This is a genomic window from Elusimicrobiota bacterium (assembly GCA_016721625.1).
Lineage (GTDB): Bacteria > Elusimicrobiota > Elusimicrobia > FEN-1173 > FEN-1173 > JADKHR01.
Genome location: JADKHR010000001.1, coordinates 2549218 through 2569126, shown reverse-complemented (window position 1 = coordinate 2569126; position 19909 = coordinate 2549218). Strand labels below are relative to the sequence as shown.

The following is a 19909-nucleotide window of genomic DNA, read 5'->3' as shown; positions in this document are numbered from 1 at the left end:
AATGGAACATTTTCAAGGGAGGAGGGACGGGGCGGTGAGCGCTCGGCCCATGCCGACCAGTCCAGCCAAGAGGCGCGTCACGAAACCGATGGCGCCGAAGGCGAAGAGCGGCAGAACCAGAAGGAGGAGGGCCCTCCCCTTGGACCATCCGTAAAGGCGTTGAAGGCCCCACCACCAGATCGCCCAATAGAGCGCCCGAAAAACGAGTTCTGGGCCCGCCGCTAGAAACATCGCCCCGGGCACCAGGCCGCCGACCAAACGAAAGGCGAGAGCCGGCCAAAGCGTCGCCCCCGCCCACCCTGTGACAGCCAAATAGGAGGCCAGGGACCCTTTCTTTTTGAACAACGCCGAGAGCCCGTGAAGAACGACGGCCGGCCCCACCCACCACAGGAAGCCGCCCAGGAACAAAGAGAGGAATCGACGGAGCACGGGGAAGGGACCCAACTCCCAGGGAAGATTCTCCGTGATTACCCTTCCGATCACGGCCAGACCCGTCACCAAAGCCCCGGAAATCAAATGGGGTTTCCGGGCAATTTCCTCCAGCGCGGCGGCGGGTTCAGCCGACAAACGGCCCAGAACGTCCAACCAATCGCCCGGACGAGGCGCGTCGCCGCGGTCGGGATTATTCCCAAACATATTCAAGAGACGCCCGGGGCTCGGCCCAGCGAACCCATCGGTCCCAGGGGCCGGATGAATGGTTTTGGAGGAGTTGCAAAAGTTTTCCCCAGGGCCGTTCCGTTAGAATGAGTCGGGGTTTCGCGTTTCGAATGCCGGCGGCTTTACGGGCTTCCTCCACCGCCTGGTCGAACCCGCCCAGGACGTCCACCAACCCCGCCGCCAGGGCCTGCTCCCCCGTGAAGACGCGGCCGTCGGCCAGTGGGCGGAGCTTCTCCTCCGGCATTTTTCTTCCTTGGGAAACCGCCGTCAGGAACTGCCCGTAGGCGCTTTGGACAAGTCCTTCAAAAACTTTCCGCTCCTCCGCGGTGAGGGGCCGGGTGGCGGAACCGAGGTCTTTCATCTTCCCGGATTTAATGACCTCGGACTTGACGCCAACCTTCTTGGCCAGCTCCTCGATATTGTTCAGGTGAAAGATAACGCCGATGGAACCCACCAGAGAGCCCGGGTTCGCCACGATGCGGTCGCAGGGGGCCGCGATGTAATAGCCGCCGGAAGCGGCGACGTCTTCAAAAGAAGCGACAATTTTCTTTCCGCTTTTTTGAAGGGCTCGGACCGCGTCATAAATTTCTTGGACGGAGGCCACCGTCCCCCCGGGGGAGTTGATGCGAAGGATCACCGCTTTCACGTTCCGGTCTTCCCGGAGTTCGCGCAGACGGTGAAGAATCCCGTCGGCTCCGCCGTCCCGACCGAACCCTCCCATGGAGAGCGCGATGGGTCCCTGAATTTCCAAAACGGCGATGGCCCCCTCCTCTCCAAAGGGTTCGACCAGAGCGTTCCTTTTCGAGCCCGATCCCGGCGCCGGAGCGGAGGATCCCGGGCCGCCCGCGCGCCACAGGGTCAGGGCGATGAGGGACATGTAAGCGCTGAAGAGGATCCAACCGCGGACGCGAAAAGAGGAGAGAGCGCTCATGGGGTTTTGTCTTTTTCCTTTTGGGGAAGAGAAGGTTCGGCGGCGCCATGGAGGACCAGAGGGTCGGAAGGAGGCGCCTCCTTCGGGATGCCTTGGATGTAGGCCATGCGGATCTGGCATCGTTCCCGAGGGCGGTCGGCTCGCGCGGATCGGGCGGCGACAAAAGCGCGATTCCCCCGGAGAGGCGACCGCTCGTTGGGCATCCAGCGCAGGACGAAGGTGGCGGAAGAAACCGTCGGGGTCAACTCCACGGTCCGGGTCGAGAGTTCCACATCCGGCGAAGAAAAGAGTTGAACGGTGACGGGACCCTCCGAGGTCCCTGGAACCCAAGCGACGGTCCCCAACCGAGCGGCGCCGGGCGCGCTTTCGTCGGGCACCGTGAGGGTGAAACGATAGGGAGTCCGCTGGTGAATTTCCCGCACCCGTGTCAAAGCGCCTCCCGCGGCCAGGAGCCACTCCTTGGGCGAATAGGGGCCCAAGTTCCCCCGCAGGGCCCGCTGGAGGTCGTGAACAAAAATGCCCCGAACAGGCCGGCCGTTTTGAAACTTCTCCACAGCCAACATCATTCGCCGAACCATTTCCTCCGGACCCGAGGGGTTGAGGGTTTTTGGTGGAGACGCCAATCAAACGTGTTCCCGACCACGAGATTGAAGTTCGCATCCCGCGTGTAGGCGTTCCACTGGCTCACCAAACCCCGGTACTGTTGGGCGTCCGCCTCATAGAGCATGATGGCGTTCATGTCGATGCCGGCGTCCCGCATCATGGCGGGATCCTGGCCGTGTTCCCATCCCTTCTGCCAGGAGAGGGTGAAGGCCCAGAGCGGTTTTTTCCCTCCGAACCCCTCCACGATTTTTCGGACAACGCCCGCCGTGCGGTGGGCCCGATACCAAAACCACTGATCGGTGGTGCGGAATTTTGTTTCTTTGCGGAGGGCGGCGGTGGGGGCGATGTAGCGTCCGCGCGCGATCCAGGACATTTTTTTCTCCTGGGACCACCCGTCGTAACCCTCCGGTTTCTGAACGCCGGGCATGTCGTTTACAAAATCATCCACCAGTTCGTAGCTTCCGAAAACGGGCCGGATATAATCCAAGCCCAAGAAATCAACTCCGCCCACGGAGGCCCATCGGTCCAACACCTTGACGATATCGCCCGGCCTTTTTTCCTCCTGAATGGAAACGCCCCGCCTCACAGGGAGATTCAACCCATGAACAGGCCCGCCGCCTTGGTAGTGCCATCCATACCGATAGTCCGGCGAAAAAGCGGGCGGTCCGCCCACCATGTAGCAGAGGACATAGACCCCGAACTTCAAACCGCGGTCGTGGCAGGCCCGAGCCAGCGCGGCCACGGGTCCCGTGGACCTCATCTGCCATGGGAAGGAAGCGGGCAGTTTGGCGGAGTAACCGCTGGATTCAGCGCCCTGGACCAGGACCGCGTCCGCCCCAATGAAGTCCGCCCACTCCGCCATGGCCGCCGTGTGAGGTTCTCCCCCCTCCGGGCCCACAAACCTTTGGAGGGCTCCCAACCCTTCCAGTGTGAGAACGCCGTACCCCGCGGGTACCGCTTCAAAAGGCCGCGCCGCCACCTGAAAAGTTCCCTCCTGGATGGCCGCCAAACCCGTCGGCAGGGACGCCGTGGCGAGGCGAAGGGCATAGTCTCCCTCCCGCGCATTCCAGGGGATAGGCCAGCGGGCCCGCCAAAGCCCCCGGGTTTTTTCAAAAAGAAGCGGAACTTTTTCCGTCTCTCCCACGGTCATCACGGGAACGCCGTCCCGTTCCACCCAGGCCGTCAAGGGCGAGGTCGATGATCGAAGGGTCTGCAACACCTCCTCCGATCCGGGACGGAGGCGCATTTCCACCAGGTCATCGTGGAAATAAGTTTCTTTGTCGGATTCCAGCCGAAGGGAAAATGCGGGCGCCGCCGGGGCCCAAGAAACAAGAGGAGCCCCATGGGTCTTCCACAGGGCGTAACCCAACACCACGCTGGTCGTAAAAAAGGCGGCGAAAAAAATTCCGCCTCGACGGGAAACGAGGCGGGGAAGAAGTTCTTTCATGGACCTCAGTGTATGGGAGATTCGACGATTTATCAAGGGATTTCGTCCTGGACGGTTAGAGGATTGAGTTTTAGCCCTGGGCCCGCCGCCCGGCGGCGCTCGGGTCGCCTTCAAGTCCCGCTATTTCTTAAAAAAAAATCGTGCCTGGGGGGACTTGAACCCTCAGCCTTTGGCTCCGGAGGCCAACGCTCTATCCAATTGAGCTACAGGCACAAAATTTTAAGGAACATCTGGTTTCAGCGCTATCGCGCTTCAACCATTTCCTCGCCTCCCATGGCTCGGTCACAATTGAGCTACAGGCACAAAATTTTAAGGAACATCTGGTTTCAGCGCTATCGCGCTTCAACCATTTCCTCGCCTCCCATGGCTCGGTCACAATTGAGCTACAGGCACAAAATTTTAAGGAACATCTGGTTTCAGCGCTATCGCGCTTCAACCATTTCCTCGCCTCCCATGGCTCGGTCACAATTGAGCTACAGGCACAAAATTTTAAGGAACATCTGGTTTCAGCGCTATCGCGCTTCAACCATTTCCTCGCCTCCCATGGCTCGGTCACAATTGAGCTACAGGCACAAAACTGGGAAAGCCGGAATTTTACTATTTCTTCAAGAGAGTGGGCAGATCCTCGAAGAGTTTATCCAACGGGACCGAGGCTTTGCCTCCCCCTTGGGCAAAATCGGGCCTTCCCCCGCCGCGGCCGCCGATGCGGGCGGCGATGGCCTGGGCGATTTTTCCGGCGTTCCACCCGGCCTGGTTCAAGGTGGGCGGAAGGGAGACGACAAAGGAGATTTTTTCCTCGCTCCCGGTGGCCACCAAGATCCCGGCGTCCGCCGCTTTTTCTTTCAACTTGTCCGAGAAAGAACGGAGGGATTTTTCGTCCAACCCGGCCGCGCTCTGGACGATCCAACGGGCGCCGCCGACCTCTTGGACCGCCGGTCCCGCCGCGGCTCCCCCGCCCTGGGCCACTTTCACCCGGAGGTCCTCCACTTCCTTTTCCAGCTGGCGTTGCCGCAGGAGAAAGCGATCGATCCGTTCTTCGATCTCGGAAGGAGAAGCCTTCATCTTTTCGGAAATCTTGGCCACGGTTTCTTCCAGCCCGCGCAGATACTCCAGCGCGGGGAATCCCGCCACCGCTTCGATCCTCCGCACCCCGGCGCCGATGGAGGATTCGGCGGTGATCTTGATCAGCCCCACCTCGCCCGTGCGCAGAACGTGAAGGCCGCCGCAGACTTCCGTGGTGGCCTCGCCGAATTTCACGACGCGCACCTTGTCGCCGTATTTTTCGCCGAAAAAAGCCTTGGCCCCGACCTTCTGGGCTTCGACCAACGACATTTCCGGCGTTTTCTCCGGACGGGCGATATCCGCCAACCCGTTCCGGTTGGCGTCCGCCTCGATCCGGCGCAATTCTTCCGCCGTCGGCGTGCCGGTATGCGTGTAATCGAAGCGAAGCTTCTCCGGGGTCACGATGGATCCCGCCTGGGTGACATGGGTCCCCAGCACCCGATGAAGCGCGGCATGCAAAAGATGGGTCGCGGTGTGATGCCGTTGAATGGCGGCGCGCCGGGAAAGATCCACAGCGGCCCCGACCTCCAGGCCTTTCGAAAACCGCCCTTCCCGAACCCGCACCCGATGCACGATGAAATTCTCCACGGGCCGTTGGGTGTCCAGGACGTCCGCCATTCCTTGAGCGTGGCCGATGGTCCCCGTGTCGCCCACGGGACCGCCCCCTTCCGGATAGAACGGCGTTTCTTTTAAAACAACCTCCCCCTCCTCGCCGGCGTAGAGATTCCCCACGGATTTCCCGTCCTTCAGAACCGCCAGCACGGACGTCTTTTCAACCGCATGGGTTTCGTAGCCGCAAAAAGTCACCGGCCCCAGGTCCCTGGCCAAAGACGAATAAAAACCCGCGTCTTCCTGGCCGGACCCTTTCCAGGCGCCCCGGGCGGTTTCCTGGGCCTGGCGTTGGGCGTCCTCAAATTCTTTTTCGTCAAAAGAGACTCCCCGCTCAGCCAGCATGTCGCGCGTCATGTCCGGAGGGAACCCGTAGGTGTCGTAGAGCCGAAAGACGTCGACCCCCGGCAAGGTTTTGGCCTTGTTGGATTTGGCCGCACGAACCATCTCCTCCAGGCGCACCGTGCCGCTTTCCAGTGTTTCGAAAAATCGCTCTTCCTCCTGGCGGAGGATCGAAAGGAGGCTTGGCCGTTTCGCGGCCAGTTCGGGATAGGCGCCCGACATTTCCCTCACGACCACGTCGGCGATGGCGTGGAGGAAAGGATCGGTGCGGCCCAACAGCCGCCCGTGACGGACCGCCCGCCGGATGAGCCGCCGCAGGACGTAGCCGCGCCCCTCGTTGGAGGGAATAATTCCGTCGGCCATCATGAAGACCGAGGCCCGGGCGTGGTCCGGGATCAGGCGGAAAGGGGCCAGGTCCTTCCCCGTCAACCCCTTGGAAGACTTCCCCAACAGTTCCTCTGTTTTTTCGATATAGGGAGTGAAAAGATCCGTTTCGAAATTGGTGCGTTTCCCCTGGACCACGGCCGTTAAGCGTTCGAGCCCCATGCCCGTGTCGATGTTCTTTTTCGGAAGGGGTTTGAGCGACCCGTCCTCTTGCCGATCGAATTGGGTGAACACCAGGTTCCACACTTCCATCCAACGGTCGCAATCGTTCTCCGGCCGGCAGGAGGCGCCGGCCCCGCAGGTGCAGGCGTCCGCTCCCTTGTCGAAAAGAATTTCCGAGCAGGGGCCGCAGGGGCCCGTGGGGCCCATGTTCCAAAAGTTCGTGTCCGCCCCCATGCGCACGATCCGGGATTCGGGCTGGAGGGGTTTCCAGAGCGCAAAGGCCTCGTCGTCTTCTTTGAAGATCGTCGAGATCAGGCGGTTTTGGTTGATCCCCATCTCTTTGGTCAGGAATTCCCATCCCCAGGCGATCGCTTCCTTCTTAAAGTAATCGCCGAAAGAAAAGTTGCCCAGCATTTCAAAGAAGGTGAGGTGCCGCGCCGTAAATCCCACCCGTTCGATGTCGGTGGTCCGAAGGCACTTTTGGGAGGAACAGGCGCGGCCGCCCGGCAGAACTTTTTGCCCGAGGAAATAGGGTTTGAATTGCACCATCCCCGCGCTGGTGAAAAGCAGAGTGGGGTCGGAAGCCGGGATCAGGCTGTCCGAGGGCACGCGGGAGTGCCGCCGCTCGCCGGTTTCGAAGTAAGACAGGAACTTCGCGCGAACCTGATTTCCGGTCAACATGGGCTCAATGACGGAAATGCCGGACCGAAGTAATGACCATGGCCAGGCCGTGTTCGTTGGCCGCGGTCACGCTTTCCTCGTCCCGGACACTGCCGCCGGGTTGGATGATCGCCGAGACGCCGATTTTGGCCGCTTCATCCACCGTGTCCCGAAAGGGGAAGAATCCGTCCGAAGCCATCACCAGAGGCAAGGGCCGTTTCACCTCCAGGCCGGGAACGCGAAGCTTCATGTGGGCGACTTTAAGGGAGTCGATTCGGGACATTTGGCCGGCGCCGATTCCGACCGTCACGCGTCCCCGGGCCAGGACAATGGCGTTCGACTTCACGTGTTTGCCCACCTGCCAGGCGAAGGCCAACGACATCAACTCTTCGGGCGACGGCGCCCGCCGCGAGACGACTTTCATGTCCACCGGGCGAGGGGCGTCCTGTTCTTGAACAAGGAACCCGCCGGAGATTCGGCGGATGTCCCACTCGTAGGGGTCGGCTAATAGAGTGGGCTGTTCCAACAATCGAAGGTTCGTTTTCTTGCCCAAAATGTCCCGGGCTTCCGGATGAAAACCCGGGGCGATCACGCACTCTAAAAAGAGTTTGGACATTTCCTGGGCCGCCTCGCCGTCCACCGCGCGGTTAAACCCCACGACCCCGCCGAAGGCCGAAACCGAATCGGCCGCGTAGGCCTGGCGGAAAGCATCCCCCAAACTCTCGCCTTCGGCCACCCCGCAGGGATTGTTGTGTTTGATGATGACCGCGGCGGGGCTGGAGAAAGACGACACCAGCCGCCACGCCGCATCGCAGTCCATGTAATTATTGAACGACACCTGTTTGCCCTGCAGAACCTTGGCGCCGACCACGCCCCAGGCCCGGGTGCCGGACTCCTGATAGAGGGCGGCTTTTTGGTGGGGGTTTTCCCCGTAGCGGAGGTCGGCTTTTTTCCGAAGGCCGGGGGCGAACTCCACGGGAAATTCCTGGGTTTTGGCTTTTTGACGAAAGACCGAGGCGATCACGGCGTCGTAGTGGGCCGTGTGGCCGAAGGCCTTGGCGGCGAGCCGTCGGCGCGTGTCCACGGACAGCTTTCCGCGTTCTTTCAGCTCCTCCAAAACCGAGGCATAATCTTCCGGGTCCACAAGCGGGGCCACACCGTGATAATTCTTGGAGGCCGCCCGGAGGAGCGCGGACCCCCCGATGTCGATGTATTCCAGCAATTCCGACTCTGGAAGGCTCGCGTCCCCGCAAATGGATTCGAAGGGATAGAGGTTCACCACCACGAGATCGATGGGCGGAATGTCGTACTTTTCCATGTCTTTCGTGTGACTCTCTTTGCCGCGAAGGGAAAGGAGTCCCCCGAACACCTTGGGGTGCAGGGTTTTGACTCGGCCGTCGAGAATTTCGGGGAAACCCGTTAAATCGGAAACGTCCCGGACCCGGATCTCCGCCTGGCGGAGAGTTTTGGACGTCCCGCCGGTGGAAAGAATTTCAACACCCAATTCAGAGAGACCGTGGGCGAAGTCCACGATATGGTCTTTGCTCGAAACGGAAATCAAAGCGCGTCGGATTTCACAGATTTTTTTCATGGTTCGTTAGTCCCCCATCCTTCGGGCTCGCCCGAGAAGAATCGTTTAAGTGCGCCGCGAACATCGTCGACGCCAAACCCTTGCCGCACCAAATGGCCGTGCAACCGGCGGTACGCCGCGTCCCGATCCAGCCCCTTCAGACGCGCCGCGCGCTTTTGCAAAGCGCCCCACGCCCGTTCGGCGCCGCTTTCCGCCGCAACGCCGCCCAAGGCCTGATCCGCCACCGCCTTGGGAAGACCCCGTTTCCGGAGTTCCTGCCGGATTCGATGGTCCCCGCGGCCCCCCCGTCGACGGGATTCCGTCATGTCCCGGGCCAGCGCCGCGTCGTTTAGAAGGTTCAACTCCCGCAAACGCGCCACCGTCTGTTGCGCCCATTCCGCCGAAAAGCCTTTTTTTTGGAGGCGTTCGGCCATTTCCTGTTCGCTCCGCGCCCTGAACTTAAGGAGGCGAAGCGCTTGGTCCATGGCCTTTCCAGTTGATTCTAACAAATTGTCACCGACCCGCCCGGCGGAGGAACTCGCTTTCGTCGATGACCGGGACGCCCAACTTCTGGGCCCGGCGCAATTTGGACCCCGCGTCGCCGCCCGCCACCACGAACGACGTTTGGCTGGACACGGAAGACGAGGCGGCCCCGCCCAGCTCCCGCACGAGGCGTTCCGCCTCGGGCCGGGAAAGACGGGTGAGCCCCCCGGTAAAAACCACGGTCGCCCCGGTGAAAGGCCCGGCCGCGCGGGGAGCCTCCACAGGATCGATCCCCAGCCCCCGAAACTTCTCCATGAGCCGCCGCGCCACGGGCTGGCGGAAAAACCCCGCCACCGATTCCGCCATGACGGGCCCCACCTCGTGGATGCCCCGCAGGTCCTCCTCCGTGGCGCCCATCAGCTTTTCCAACGTGCCGAAACGTTCGGCCAATAAAAGAGCCCCCTTCTCCCCCACGTCGCGAATCCCCAACCCATGCAGGAACCGGGACAGCGGGCGAGAGCGGGAATCCTGAATGCCCCGGAGCAGGTTTTCCGCTTTCTTTTCTTTAAACCCTTCCAACGTCAGGAGTTGGTCTTTCCGGAGGCGATACAGGTCCGCCAGGTCGGCCACCTGTTTTTTTTGGAGCAGTTCCCCCACCACCGCTTCCCCCAAGCCCCGAATGTCCATGGCGTCCCGACTCGCGAAATGGAGAAGGCTTTTTTCTATTTGGGCGGGGCAGGCCGGGTTCACGCATCGATAAATGACTTCGGCCTCTTTGGCCCGAACGATCTTCCCGCCGCAGGCGGGGCATTCCGTCGGCACGAACACCGGCCGGGTCTCGGCCGGACGCTTGGAAAGAATGACCTGGATCACCTTGGGGATCACTTCTCCCGCCCGCTCCACCAGCACCCAATCCCCGACCCGGAGCCCCAGACGTTGGATCTCGTCAAAGTTGTGAAGCGACGCGCTGGACAGGGTGACCCCCCCGCATTCCACCGGCTCCAGTTTAGCCACCGGGGTGATGGCTCCCGTCCGGCCGACGGAGAGGTCCACCGCATGGACCCGCGTCGTCGCCTGGGCGGCGGGGAACTTATAGGCCACCGCCCAACGGGGCGACTTAAAGGTGAAGCCCAGGCGCCGTTGGTGACCGATGTCATCCACTTTCACCACCGCGCCGTCCGCCTCGAACGGGAAAACGGCGCGGTCTTTTTGAAAACCCAGACAGGCGGCCAGCGCCTCCTTAAACGTTTGACAACGCACGGTATGGCCGTCCACCGGCAGGCCGAAGGAACGGCAGGCCTGGAGGAACGCCCCGTGCGAATCAAAACGCGCCCCGTCCACCGTTCCGTAGGAATGAACGAAAGCGCGGAGCGGGCGCTCCGCCGTGACGCGGGGATCTTTTTGGCGGAGGCTCCCCGCCGCGAAATTGCGCGGATTGGCGAAGGGCGTTTCCGCCCCCTGCTCCTGGGCGCGACGATTGAAATTCCGAAAATCATCCTTCGTGACATAAACTTCGCCTCGAACCTCCAGTCGCCGGGGCGGATGTCCATCTAACCGCAGGGGAATGGCGCGGATGGTCTTGGCGTTTCCGGTCACGTCTTCGCCGATTTCGCCGTCGCCCCGGGTGGCGGCGCGGACCAAAAGGCCGTCTTCGTAGAGGAGAGCCAGACCCACGCCGTCGATTTTGAGTTCGACCACGTAATGGGGCTCTTCCCCCGGCGGAAGCCCCTTCGTCACGCGGTCCCGCCAATCGGACAGGTCCGCGGCATCGTAGGTGTTGTCCAAGGACAACATCGGAACGGAATGTGGAACGGGTCGGAAATCCGCGGCGGCGGCGCCGCCCACGCGCTGGGTGGGAGAATCAGGGGAACGGCACTCCGGGTGAGCCGCTTCGATGTCTTTCAGGTTCCGGAGCAGTCGGTCGTATTCGGCGTCGGAAATCTCGGGCCGGGCCTCCGCATAATACAAACGGTCATGGCGGCGAATCTCCCGTCGAAGCGCCTCCGCCTGCTTTTGAAAGGAAGGAACGTTCCGGCTCAACGTTAAAAGAGCTCCCGCTGGCCGTCGGTGGACGAGACAGGGGGTAGGGCGGGACGGTCCGCCTTGATCCGGTCTAAAATACCGTTGACGAACTTCCCGGAATCCACGGTGGAAAATGTTTTGGCGATTTCCACCGCCTCGTCGATCACGACGGAAATGGGCGTGTCCAACTCGGTCAGGATCTCGAAAGCCGCCAAACGGAGAATGTTCCGGTCCACGGCCGCCATGCGCGAGATCTCCCAGTTGTCCGCATACTTGGTGATCAGCAGGTCGATTTCCGCCTGGTGGGACAGAGCCCCGGAAGCCAGGATGTCGGCGAAATGTTGGGCTTTGGGAGGATAGTCGGCGCCGGCCCAAATGATCGCGGCCGCGCGGTCGGCTTTGAGGCGCGCGATGTCGGCCAAATAGAGAATCTGAAGGGCCGCCTCCCGGGACTGGCGTCGAAGGCCCATGCTAAAGACCCCGCGCCAGGTTCGCCATTTCGAGAGCGGCGAGGGCGCATTCGGCGCCCTTGTTGGTCGGTCCGTGGCCCGCCCGGGCCTTCGCTTGGCGGGCGTTCAGAGGGGTGAGAACGCCGAAGAGGACGGGAACGTCGGTCTCCAGCGCCGCCTGGCCCAGACCGCGCGCGACCTCCATGGCGATGTAGCGGTCGTGGGGCGTCTGGCCCCGGACGATGCACCCCAGGGCGATCACGGCGTCAAATTTTTTGGACCGGGCCAAGCGGCGGGCCGCCCAAGGCAATTCAAAGGCGCCCGGCACATGGACCACCCGCGCCGATCCTCCGTGGGACTCCAACGTGCGGATGCAGGCCTCCCGCAAGCGTTCCGTGATTTCGCCGTTGAACCGGGCCACAAGGACCGCGAAGCGGCGACCCCGCCCCTCCAAGAGTTCGGGACCGGCCAACGCGGAGGAAAGCCTCATACCCCCTCCAACTGATGGCCCATTTTGGTCCGCTTGGTGGCCAAGTAACGGCGGTTGTGCCGGTTGGCGGGAACCTGCAAAGGAACCCGCTGGGTCACCCGCAAGCCGTGCCCCTCAATTCCCACAATTTTCTTTGGGTTGTTGGTGAGAAGCCGGACACTGGTCAACCCCAGATCGGCCAGGATCTGCGCGCCGATCCCATATTCCCGGAGGTCCGGCGCGAACCCAAGTTTTCGATTGGCCTGGACGGTGTCGAGCCCCGTTTCTTGAAGCGCGTAGGCGTGGAGTTTGTTCATGAGCCCGATGCCGCGCCCTTCCTGGTGCATGTAGAGCACGACGCCGATCCCCTCGTCGTTGATTTTTTCGAAAGCCTTCTCCAGCTGTTCCCCGCAATCGCAACGGAGGGAATGAAGCACGTCCCCCGTAAAACAGGAGGAATGAACCCGCACCAACACGTTCTTGGCCCCGGCCACCTCCCCCCGCACGAGCGCGGCGTGGTGTTCCCCCGTCGGAACGTCCTCGTAGAGATGAATTTGAAATAGGCCGAACCGCGTGGGCAGATTGGCCGAAACCAAGCGACGGACCAATTTTTCGTGCCGCCGACGATGGGCGATCAGGCTTTCGATGGTGACGATTTTAAGGCCGTGGCGCCGCGCGAATTTTAGGAGCGAAGGCAGGCGGCTCATGGAGCCGTCGTCGTTCATGATTTCACAGATGACGGCGGCGGGGGTGAGCCCGGCCAAGCGCGCCATATCCACGGCGGCCTCCGTGTGGCCCGAGCGGACCAGCACGCCACCCTCTTTGTAGCGGAGCGGAAAAATGTGGCCCGGCCGACGCAGGTCCTCGGGGCGGGTGCGGGGATCCGCCAAGGCGCGGACCGTGCGCGCCCGGTCTTGGGCGGAGATGCCGGTGGTGACGTCTTTTTTGGCGTCCACCGAAATCGTAAACGCCGCCTCCCGCGGCTCTCCGCGTTCCACCATGGGATTGATTTGGAGGCGGTCCAGTTGTTCGCCCAGCATAGGGACGCAAATAAGGCCCCGCGCCTCTTTCGCCATGAAATTGATCGTCGCCGGGGTCGCTTTCTCGGCCGCGATCACCACGTCGCCTTCGTTCTCGCGCCCGGGGTCGTCCACCACGATCACGGGTTTCCCCCGCCGAAAATCCTGTAGCGCTTCCACCACCGTTTGAAAGGTCACGATCGTCTCCCTCGTTTCATCAGGGCCGCCACCTGCTTGGCCAACACATCGGCTTCAAGGTTGACCTCCTCCCCGGGCCGGGCTTCGCCCAGCGTGGTAACCGCCTCGGTGTGGGGAATGACCGCCACGCCGAACCGGCCGTTCTTCGGTTTCAACAGCGTGAGGCTGATTCCGTCGATGGCCACCGACCCCTTGTCCACAAAGAAATCCTTCATCGCGGGCGGAAAAGCGAAAGTGAACAACCCCCACCCGCTTTCCACGCGGCGCGCCACCAGCCGTCCCACCCCGTCCACATGACCCTGCACCACATGGCCGCCCAGGGGGTCCCCGGCCCGAAGCGCGGGTTCCAGGTTCACCGGTCGGCCCGGCCGCCACCCGCCGATCGTCGTGCGGTCCAAGGTCTCTTGGGACAAATCAAATGCCAGCCGCCGTGATTTTGTTGGGCCGGAAGACCGAACGATGGTCAGGCAGACGCCGTTCACCGCGACGGAATCGCCCACCCGCGCCCGAGCCAACGGCGCCGTGATTTCCAGACGGAGACCCTTTCGCCCCGTTACCCGCCCTTTGGATTGAATGATGCCTGTGAACATGGAATCTCTCTTTTTTAATGCAACGACTCAGATTTCCGGCTTGTTCCCCGTCATAAAAACCCACCCTCTCCCCGGCCCTCTCCCGCGTGCGGGAGAGGGAGACACGTCTTGACCCGAGTCGCACCCTTTTATTTTAAAAATCGGATTCACCAGAAACCGACGACAGGAAACCGTGGATCAACCAATCCTCCCCCAGGAAGGACACCTCGACGTTTTTCAGCCGCGGTCCGTCCGCCGGCAGGGCCCAGCCGCGCCCCTCCAACGAAGTGGGCGCCTGGCGGCCGCCCAAAAAACGGGGGGCCACGAAAAGGTAAACTTCGTCCACGAGACCCGCGGACAAAAAGTGGGCGGCCACCTCCCCGCCTCCCTCCACCAGAATTTGCGCCACCCCCCGTCGGGAAAGCGCCGAGAGCAATCTCTCAGGATCGACGCCCGGCTTCCTTCCGGGAAGGGAAATCACCTGGGCCCCCGCCCGTTCCAGCTTCCGAACCCGCGCGGGGGAGGTCCCCCGGCCGGTCAAGACCCACGTCGGGGATTCCGGTCCGAACACTTTCGCTTTCCCCGACAAATCAAGGGAACCCGATAGAACGACCCGAACCGGATCCGGCCCGGCCCCATGGCTGGTCAACCGGGGATCGTCCCGGCGGACGGTTTCCCCCCCGACCAGAACCGCGTCGGACTCCGCCCGCAGGCGATGGCCCAAGGCCCGCGCCCGAGGTCCCGTGATCCAGCGGGAGGCGCCGGTGCGAGAAGCGATCTTGCCGTCCAACGTTTGGGCCAGTTTTAAAATCACGTGGGGCCGGCCCCGCTGGTGACGGGAAAAAAAACCGCGGTTCAGCTCTTCCGTCCGATGGGCCAAAAGCCCCGAAGCCACCCGCACTCCCGCTCGGCGCAAAGCCGCGAATCCCCGGCCGCGGAAGCGGGGGTTGGGATCGGAGGCGCCCGCCACCACCCGCGCGACGCCCGCCTGAATAACGGATCGGGCGCAGGGCGGCGTTTTACCCCAATGGGGACAAGGTTCCAACGTCACATACATCGTGGCCCCGCGCGCCCGCCCGCCGGCTTGGGCCAGCGCCCGCACTTCCCCGTGGGGCCCTCCAAAACGATCGTGCCACCCCTCGCCCACCACCCGTCCCCCTTGGACGATCACGCACCCCACGAGGGGATTTGGGTGAGCGCGAAGCCTCCCGCGCTCGCTGAGAGCGAGCGCCTGGAGCATCCATTTTTCATCTTGGGGACGGAACACGGCCGGGGAGAGAGGACGACATCAATGGAAAAAAAGCGAAATGATCATAAAATCCCCGGCCTCGATCAATCGAGGCGCTTCAGTTGAACGGGGTTATTTTAGCTTTTTAGAGGGGGGCGGTTCAATGCGCCTGAAGACAGCGGCGGCCCCAAAGCGGTGCGGATCGCGGTTTGAAAGGTGGCCAGGTCGATGGGCTTGTGCAAGAGATGGAGACCGCGCGCCTCGATGTCCTGAACAATGGTCCCGTTCAGGACGTCTCCGGTCATGAAGAGAAAAGCGGGCCGGGGATGACTCGTCCACAGGCTCCAGTTTTCGTAGAGAGAAAACCCGGTCCCTTCCCCGAGACGAACATCGGTGACCACCAAATCGAAGGAGGCTTGGGCCGCTTTGCTGATGGCGTCTTTGAGCGAGCCGGCCACCTCCAAACGATTCCCCTCCGATTGGATCACCTTGGTCAAGAAACCCAGGACGTCGGGCTCGTCGTCCACCAAGAGGATGGCTTTGCCGCGGACCGAGGGGAGCCGGGGCGCCGCCGCGGCGGCCGGGGCCAGCGCCTCCCGGGACGCGGGGAGTTCAAACCAAAACGTCGTGCCGCACCCCAGTTCTGTTGTAAAACCGATTTTTCCCCCGTGGTCTTCCACGATTTGACGACACACCGGAAGGCCCAACCCCGTTCCGCGGCCCTCGGCCTTGGTGGTAAAAAAAGGCTCGAAGAGCCGATCGCGAGCGGACTCGGGGACGCCGGGGCCGTTGTCCGTCACCTCCACTCGGACGAAACCCGTGGGGAGCTCCCGCGCCGAGAGGCGGATGGTTTTTTTCCCCGCTCCCACGCCCATGGCGTCGCAGGCGTTGTTCATGAGATTCACAAACACTTGCTGAACCTGCTGAAGGTTGCCCCGCACTCGAGGAACCCGCGTCGAAATATCCACCTCCACCTCCACGTTGGCGGCTTTCTTCAGTTTGTATTGCAGGAGCTCCCGGGAAGACTGGACCACGTGGGCCAGATCCACGGGCCGCTTTTCAATGTCCCCCTGCCGCACGAACAGGAGAAGGTTTTCGATAATTTTCTGGCACCGCATGGCGTTCTCCGTGATGATCCGGAGATCGTTCAACACATCCTTCGGCTCCAACACGGCGGAGCCGTCGGCGCGCTCCAGCCGTTCCCGCATGTCGTCGCTCAATATATCGGAATAGCCCACCACGGCCTGCAGGGGGTTGTTGAGTTCGTGGGCGATGCCGGAAATCAGTTGTCCAACGGCGGAAAGCTTCTCGGAATGGATGAGCTGTTGCTGGAGGCGGCGCGATTCCGTGACGTCGCGAATCACGAGGGTCCACTCTTTGTTCATCCAAAAGTCCTGGTGCTGACCGCCCCAGGACACCGAAAGATCCAGCGGCCGCCCGTCTTTGCCCTGCCCCGGGATGGAGAAGTCCCGCACGGACCCCTTTTCCATGACCTGGTTTAAGAGCCGCTTGAACTCCACCCCCGCATTTTTCGGGAAGAGGATCGTGAGCGGCTTGCCCAGCGCGTCTCCCGCCGAAAATCCGAAAATCTTTTCCGCGCCGCGGTTCCAGGTGCTCACCCAATGTTCGCGCGACAAACCGATCACAGCCTCGGGGGAATTTTCCAACACGGTGCGGAGTTTTGATTCGCTCTCGGCCAAGTTTTGGAAGAGGTTCGCGTTTTCCAGCGCCAACCCGACGGCGTTGGCATACAACATCAGACCATCCCGGTCGGCATCGGTAAAGGGGCGGTTGGTGGAAAAATTATCGGCGGTGATGATCCCCAAAACCCGGTCCTTGCCGCAGATGGGCGCCATGCAGAACTCGTGTGTTTTGGCCTCGGAAACAAAGACGGGGTTGACGCGGGGGTCCCGGGAAGGCTCCTTGACCACCACGGCTTTGCGGTGGCGGATGACTTCGTTCAGGATATCGTCGCTCCCGAGGGAAACGCGGCGTTTTTTGAAGGCGATCTCGGAAAATCCGGCCGGGTCGGACCCGAACAGATAACGCCCCACAATTTCTTTGTGGACGTGGTCCACCCAGTACATGCCGGTACGATCGAACCCGAACCCCCGGGCCACCGCTTCCAGGCAGGTGCGGAGCACGGTTTCCTCCTCCTGCCGCTGGATCACGGCCTCCTCCATGTCGCGGAGCGCCGTGGCCTGGCGGAGGCGTTGTTCCAGCTCTTTGTTCCGGATCTCCAAGGTCTCGGCCATGCGGTTAAAGGAAGCGGCCAGAACATCCAGTTCCACGCTTTTCAAACTCGCGAAGCGAAACGTCAAATCTCCCGAAGCGAAACGTTTGGTGCCTTCCACCATGCCCCGGATGGGATCCATGAGGTCCGACACCCGGTGAACGATCAGTCCCATCAGAAAGAGGGTGGCGGCGATGGAAAAAAGGATGGTGGCCCAGAGGATGTTGGTCAACGGACGGGCCAAGAACTCCCGCGCCGGCACGGTGACCACCAACCGCCAGCGCCACCCGTCCTCCCCCTCGCGGATCGGCATCTCCCCCCGAATGACGGACCCGGAACGAGTCCGCGCCGGCCCCAGGAGGCGTTGGCCGTCGAAGTCCTCGATGAAGGCGCCGCCGTTTTTCCCCACCTGGACGCCCCGCAAAATATTTTCCACGGCCTCCATATCGCAATCCGTGATGACGGCTCCCAAGAAAATATTGGAATCGTCAAAAACCGGCTTGGCGTAGCGCATCACCAGCCGCCCGCCGGCAACGGCATTTTGGAGGAGCGGGGGGAACCTTTTTCCCCGCCGGAGGTGGTCCAGGAAGGCCACCGGAAAGGAGGCCCCGTAACTTTCGGGGGAAATCGTGGAACGGAGGGAACAAACCCGCTTGCCGTCCGGACCGATGTAGGAAATGTCGTAATAGACCTTGGACCGCTGGGAAAAACTCTTGAAATACCGTTCCAACTCCCGGCGACAAATTTCAGCTTCCTGCCCCAGACCGAACCCTCGGTTTTTATTGTAGTCGGAGATGAGAGGCGTTTCGGAAACGGAGTCGAGGTCGTTGAGGCGTTGCTGAAAAAAAGCCTCGAGGGTCCGGGCCGTGTTCTCGGCCTCAGCCTTGATGACTTGGCGGACACTGTTGACGATCTGCCGACGGACCAAGCTGTAACTGAAAGCGCCGAGAAAAACCGTCACCACGACCACCGCGGGCAATACAGGAGCCAGAAGGCGACGGCTGAGCGTTCTCCCTCGGAACAAGGAGGCCCAACCGCCCATATTCGCCCAGCCCGGCGTCTTGATGAACTTCGACCAAAATCCCTTCACACCGCCCTCCCCACCCGCCACGCCTTTCGGCCGAGCGATGCTCTTCCCGTTCGAAAATCCCCGGGAGCCCGGCGATCGGGGCCCCTCAAAAACATCACCCCCTCCCCGCAAGATCCAAGGAGGGATTTCCCATCAACTATAAGGGGAGTTCTCTAGAAATGCAAGAGTTTTTATTGTGCCGATTCAGGGTCGCGGCCAAGCGGAAAACCTTCCGGAGATCGAAGACGTTTCGGGTTTTCCTACATGCCGGGAAGTTTCATCCCTTTCATCATTTCCATGGCTTTCGAAGCGGCCTCCCGCTTGACGGCCTCGGCGGTTTCGGTGAGGAGGGCCGCCAGAGCCTTTTCGACCACCGTTTTTTGGGCCGGGTTTAATAAACTGTCATCAATGAAAAGGCTTTCGACCCGGTGGTTCCCGTCTACCACGATCCGAAGTTTTCCACCCAAAGCGGACTTCTCCACCCGGGTTTCCCCCAAGCGCCGTTCCGCCTCCTGGGCCATCTTGCGCATGTCCATCAACTGCTTCATTTTTTCAAACATGGCTCATCCTTTCCTCGTAATGGGCGACAAATCTTTGGGGACCGGACCGCCCCAGCGGACGCGGTCGGGCGCGACGATGGCTCGATAAACCAAAATTTCAACCCCCCGCTCTTCGGCCCGGCGGAGAGTGTCCCCATAAACCGGGTCGATGTCGTCGGCGGGCCGGAAAATTGTTCCGTCCGGCCGCTGGACCACGAACAGGAGCGCCGCCCGGTCGCCTTTTACTGCCACGCGGATCAGTTCCTCTAAATGTTTCGTTCCCCGCTCCGACACCGCGTCGGGGAACCGGATGGCGTCGCCCTCGGCCCAGCTCACTCTTTTGATTTCCACCCACAACCGGCCCGGGGGGCCCTCGAGACAAAGATCCAAGCGGCTGTGGACCCCGGTGCGAACCTCGCGACGCACGGTGGGATAGCTGATGAACTCGGGGATCATCCCGTATTGGGCCGCCCGAGCGGCCAGACCGTTCGGGATCCCCGTATTCACCCCTACCCAGCCGGCGTCCATCCGGATCATCTCCCAAGTGTAGCGGTGTTTTCGTCCCGGGTCGGGGTGGTAACTGAGCGCCACGGGCCGGCCGGGCTCGGAACAACTTTTCATGCTCCCGGTGTTCGGACAGTGCGCCGTGATGACCCGGCCGGAATCCAGGCGCACATCGGCCAAGAACCGTTTGTACCTTTTAATGAGAACCCCAAACGCCAGCGAAGGCGAGAAAACTATTTCAGCTTCCACAGATTCCACAACTCCTCGTTAATGGCGTCCACGTCTTTGGGATCCAGCCGCCCGGCGGAGCGCGGTTTGGACGGGCCCGCCCCGGCGGAAAGGAAATCCTTCACCGCCAACACCCGAGCGCCCACCCCGCGCACCCAGCGCTGGATGGCGCGATCGTCGGTGACGACCACGGCCTCCGCGGGGTTCGACAGTTCGTCCACCAAGTCTTTGATCACTTGGTCCGCGTCCTTGCCCGGCGAAAAGATCACCCGCGTGGTTCCCGGCCAACCCGGGGAGGAAACGTCGGCCCGACCGTCGAAAACCACCGTGACGCGGTGGGAAGCGCTTCCCTGGGGACGGCGGTCTTCGATAAAACGCAAAAGTTTCTCCCGCCGGTCCCGAAGCGCGCCGGAAGCCAGAACCTCCGACTGGCAAATCACATTATAGCCATCGATGACGAAGTGGGCCACGG

At 61.9% G+C, this 19909-nt stretch carries 17 protein-coding genes and 1 tRNA gene; all 18 read right to left on the bottom strand.

The features are described from left to right. Positions 1-12: 12 nt before the first annotated feature. The gene (locus tag IPP35_11260) at positions 13-636 is read right to left on the bottom strand and encodes a hypothetical protein (GenBank protein MBL0059655.1); all 624 of its coding nucleotides are present in this window, start codon (positions 634-636) and stop codon (positions 13-15) included. Further along, on the bottom strand, positions 623-1588 hold the full coding sequence (sppA, locus tag IPP35_11255; protein MBL0059654.1) for a signal peptide peptidase SppA: 966 nt from the start codon (positions 1586-1588) through the stop codon (positions 623-625). The genes IPP35_11260 and sppA overlap by 14 nt, the downstream gene beginning before the upstream one ends. After that, positions 1585-2154: a hypothetical protein gene (locus IPP35_11250; protein ID MBL0059653.1), complete on the bottom strand. Its 570-nt coding sequence runs from the start codon at positions 2152-2154 to the stop codon at positions 1585-1587. The genes sppA and IPP35_11250 overlap by 4 nt, the downstream gene beginning before the upstream one ends. Continuing rightward, positions 2151-3638 (bottom strand): hypothetical protein, encoded by a 1488-nt coding sequence (locus IPP35_11245; GenBank protein MBL0059652.1) that lies wholly within the window; start codon positions 3636-3638, stop codon positions 2151-2153. The genes IPP35_11250 and IPP35_11245 overlap by 4 nt, the downstream gene beginning before the upstream one ends. Positions 3639-3777: 139 nt before the next feature. Next, positions 3778-3851 (bottom strand) — tRNA-Arg (locus tag IPP35_11240). Between the two features lie 384 nt (positions 3852-4235). Next, a complete protein-coding gene (gene alaS, locus IPP35_11235) occupies positions 4236-6878 on the bottom strand; it encodes an alanine--tRNA ligase (GenBank protein MBL0059651.1) in 2643 nt (880 codons plus the stop codon). A 4-nt stretch (positions 6879-6882) separates the two neighbouring features. After that, the gene (purH, locus tag IPP35_11230) at positions 6883-8448 is read right to left on the bottom strand and encodes a bifunctional phosphoribosylaminoimidazolecarboxamide formyltransferase/IMP cyclohydrolase (protein MBL0059650.1); all 1566 of its coding nucleotides are present in this window, start codon (positions 8446-8448) and stop codon (positions 6883-6885) included. Beyond that, positions 8445-8912: a regulatory protein RecX gene (locus tag IPP35_11225; GenBank protein MBL0059649.1), complete on the bottom strand. Its 468-nt coding sequence runs from the start codon at positions 8910-8912 to the stop codon at positions 8445-8447. The genes purH and IPP35_11225 overlap by 4 nt, the downstream gene beginning before the upstream one ends. Before the next feature lie 28 nt (positions 8913-8940). Further along, a complete protein-coding gene (ligA, locus tag IPP35_11220; GenBank protein MBL0059648.1) occupies positions 8941-10950 on the bottom strand; it encodes an NAD-dependent DNA ligase LigA in 2010 nt (669 codons plus the stop codon). 2 nt (positions 10951-10952) lie between these two features. After that, complete coding sequence (gene nusB / locus IPP35_11215; protein MBL0059647.1) at positions 10953-11402, bottom strand: transcription antitermination factor NusB; 450 nt, start codon at positions 11400-11402, stop codon at positions 10953-10955. A gap of 1 nt (position 11403) precedes the next feature. Further along, positions 11404-11871, bottom strand: a complete 468-nt coding sequence (locus IPP35_11210; GenBank protein MBL0059646.1) for a 6,7-dimethyl-8-ribityllumazine synthase — start codon at positions 11869-11871, stop codon at positions 11404-11406. Then, a complete protein-coding gene (locus IPP35_11205) occupies positions 11868-13067 on the bottom strand; it encodes a bifunctional 3,4-dihydroxy-2-butanone-4-phosphate synthase/GTP cyclohydrolase II (protein MBL0059645.1) in 1200 nt (399 codons plus the stop codon). The genes IPP35_11210 and IPP35_11205 overlap by 4 nt, the downstream gene beginning before the upstream one ends. Further along, positions 13064-13657: a riboflavin synthase gene (locus IPP35_11200; protein MBL0059644.1), complete on the bottom strand. Its 594-nt coding sequence runs from the start codon at positions 13655-13657 to the stop codon at positions 13064-13066. Before IPP35_11200 ends, IPP35_11205 begins: the two co-directional genes overlap by 4 nt. A gap of 133 nt (positions 13658-13790) precedes the next feature. Further along, positions 13791-14876: a bifunctional diaminohydroxyphosphoribosylaminopyrimidine deaminase/5-amino-6-(5-phosphoribosylamino)uracil reductase RibD gene (gene ribD / locus IPP35_11195; protein ID MBL0059643.1), complete on the bottom strand. Its 1086-nt coding sequence runs from the start codon at positions 14874-14876 to the stop codon at positions 13791-13793. Positions 14877-15001: 125 nt separating this feature from the next. After that, positions 15002-18187 (bottom strand): GAF domain-containing protein, encoded by a 3186-nt coding sequence (locus IPP35_11190; GenBank protein MBL0059642.1) that lies wholly within the window; start codon positions 18185-18187, stop codon positions 15002-15004. 239 nt (positions 18188-18426) lie between these two features. Then, positions 18427-18726, bottom strand: a complete 300-nt coding sequence (locus IPP35_11185; GenBank protein MBL0059641.1) for a YbaB/EbfC family nucleoid-associated protein — start codon at positions 18724-18726, stop codon at positions 18427-18429. 3 nt (positions 18727-18729) lie between these two features. Continuing rightward, positions 18730-19446 (bottom strand): DNA/RNA nuclease SfsA, encoded by a 717-nt coding sequence (sfsA, locus tag IPP35_11180; GenBank protein ID MBL0059640.1) that lies wholly within the window; start codon positions 19444-19446, stop codon positions 18730-18732. Further along, positions 19443-19907 (bottom strand): NYN domain-containing protein, encoded by a 465-nt coding sequence (locus tag IPP35_11175; GenBank protein ID MBL0059639.1) that lies wholly within the window; start codon positions 19905-19907, stop codon positions 19443-19445. Before IPP35_11175 ends, sfsA begins: the two co-directional genes overlap by 4 nt. Positions 19908-19909: the final 2 nt, after the last annotated feature.